Source organism: Sulfitobacter sp. HI0027, assembly GCF_001634775.1.
Classification (GTDB): domain Bacteria; phylum Pseudomonadota; class Alphaproteobacteria; order Rhodobacterales; family Rhodobacteraceae; genus Sulfitobacter.
Genome location: NZ_LWER01000223.1, coordinates 1 through 1944 on the forward strand (window position 1 = coordinate 1; position 1944 = coordinate 1944).

Sequence of the window (1944 nt, forward strand, 5' to 3'; positions counted from 1 at the left end):
TACCTGCCGTTCAGTTCATCTGGCGGGGCGCTGCTCTTCCATCTGCTCAGTAAGCTCTATGAGCGCACCAGTGTGATCATCACCACCAACCTTAGCTTCTCAGAATGGGCGCAGGTCTTCGGGGATGCAAAGATGACCACCGCTCTCTTGGATCGGCTTACCCACCGCTGCCACATCCTCGAAACCGGAAACGACAGCTACCGCTTCAAGGTCAGTTCTGAGGCAGCAAAGAAAACTGCAAAGGAGGCCAAAACATTGACCGCATCATAGACCACGACGCATAACTGAGGGTGGGTCAAATCTCGGTGAAAATACCGGGGGTGCGGACAAAAACTTGGACTGTTTTCACGGGATAATGCCGAGGCTTTTACGGTATTCGATCGGGCTTCTGCCACCAAGGGACATCTTGATGCGTGTTTCGTTGTACCAGCGGATGTAGGCATCAACCTCGTCAATAAACTGGGCCACGGTGAAGGCTCGCCAATCGCGAGGATAGAAGAACTCAGTCTTCAGGCGTCCGAAGAAGCCTTCACATGCTGCATTGTCCTGCGAACTCGCCTTTCGTGACATCGAACGAACGAGCTTTGCTGCCTCGATACGTTCCAGCCAGCCAGGCCAGCGATAGTGGCCTCCGCGATCGCTGTGGACGATGGGCCGCACTTCGCTGTCAGCGATGGTCTCTACCGCTGCATCAAGCATTGAGTTTACGAGATCGGCATCCGGTCTGGTCCCTATGGTCCAACTTAAGACGAGTCCGTCGAAGCAATCGATGATTGGGGAAAGATAGACTTTTCCCGCTCGGATGTGGAACTCGGTGATATCGGTCAGCCACTTCTCGTTTGGCGCTGCCGCCTGGAATTTTCGGTTGATGATATTCTCCGGCGCAGGACTAATCTCACCCAGATATGAGCTGTAACGTCGGCGCTTCGGTTTAGGGACGATCAAAGCTTCCTGCTTCATCAGGCGCCGCACCACTTTTTCGGAGATCGAGATGGAGTCCCGCGTCATATATGCTTTGAGGCGACGGTAGCCGTAACAGCGATGGTTGCTTTCGAAAGCCTCCTTCATGGCCTGTCGAATGGGAAGATACTTATCTCCCTGTTTCATGCGAGCGCGGTGGTAAAAGTACGAGCTGCGCGCGAGACCCAGCCGAGCCAACAGCGCTGGTGTCTTATACCGTTTTTTTAGGGCGACGATCAGCATGGTTTTTTCCCGATTGCTCAGGCTCTGCAGATCGCCGCCGAGTTCCTTTTTTATCATTTCACTCGCAGTCTTGAGCAGATCATGCTCAATCTGGAGCTCGCGAATGTCACGCTGCAGGGCTTCACGCTGACGCTCCAACTCCTCAAGCTCTGAGGGAAGGGCGCTCTTCTTGCGTTTCATCATGGCAGGAGCCTCCGGGCCAAGGATCTGTGTTTTCCAAGCATAGAGCGTCGGCCGACTAACTCCGAACTTTTCAGCCAGGGACTGGGCACTTTCTTGACGGCTATATAGCCCCGCCACAGCAGCCTGCTTCACGGCGTCAGAGTGATTGCCGGGGCCATATGCCGTGTTGGAGGCCGGCTTCATGTCAGGAAAGGCCTCGCGCACCCACGCCGTCATTGTGGTTCGGCATGGATAGCCTAAAGCACGCAGCGTCCATGAGATACAGCGGCCATGGGTTGCATAATGCTCTAACGCCATCTCCTTTTGCGCCAGCGAGAATTTAGGCGGGCGTGGTGCCGATCGTATCGGCAAGTCCTGCAGACGTTGGTATTCTCGATACCACCCTTTAAGGGCGTTCTTCGTTGGATACCCCAACTCACGGATGGTGGCCTGAGCGCGCTTGCCGAGCTTGATATAAAGCTTAACCGCGCGCAGTCGTTCTTCGTAGCTGTACATGAACTATCTCCAAGATAGTCCAACTTTTCGTCCGCACCCCCAATTAGATCAACGCACTCTACA

Annotated in this window: 2 protein-coding genes; one reads left to right on the plus strand and one right to left on the minus strand. The window is 54.5% G+C overall.

Features of this window, described 5'->3' with window-relative positions; translation table 11 throughout:
- Positions 1-270: ATP-binding protein (locus tag A3722_RS14190; protein ID WP_161488218.1), on the plus strand; the 270-nt coding region annotated here is incomplete at its 5' end.
- A gap of 75 nt (positions 271-345) precedes the next feature.
- Here A3722_RS14190 and A3722_RS14195 read toward each other — a convergent pair.
- Entirely contained in the window at positions 346-1881 is a 1536-nt protein-coding gene (locus A3722_RS14195) for an IS3 family transposase (protein ID WP_067629921.1), read from the minus strand.
- Positions 1882-1944 lie beyond the last annotated feature (63 nt).

Excerpts from the sequence above, each read along its gene's own strand:
- A3722_RS14195 (WP_067629921.1), bottom strand. The coding sequence starts at position 1,881 with ATGTACAGCTACGAAGAACGACTGCGCGCGGTTAAGCTTTATATCAAG.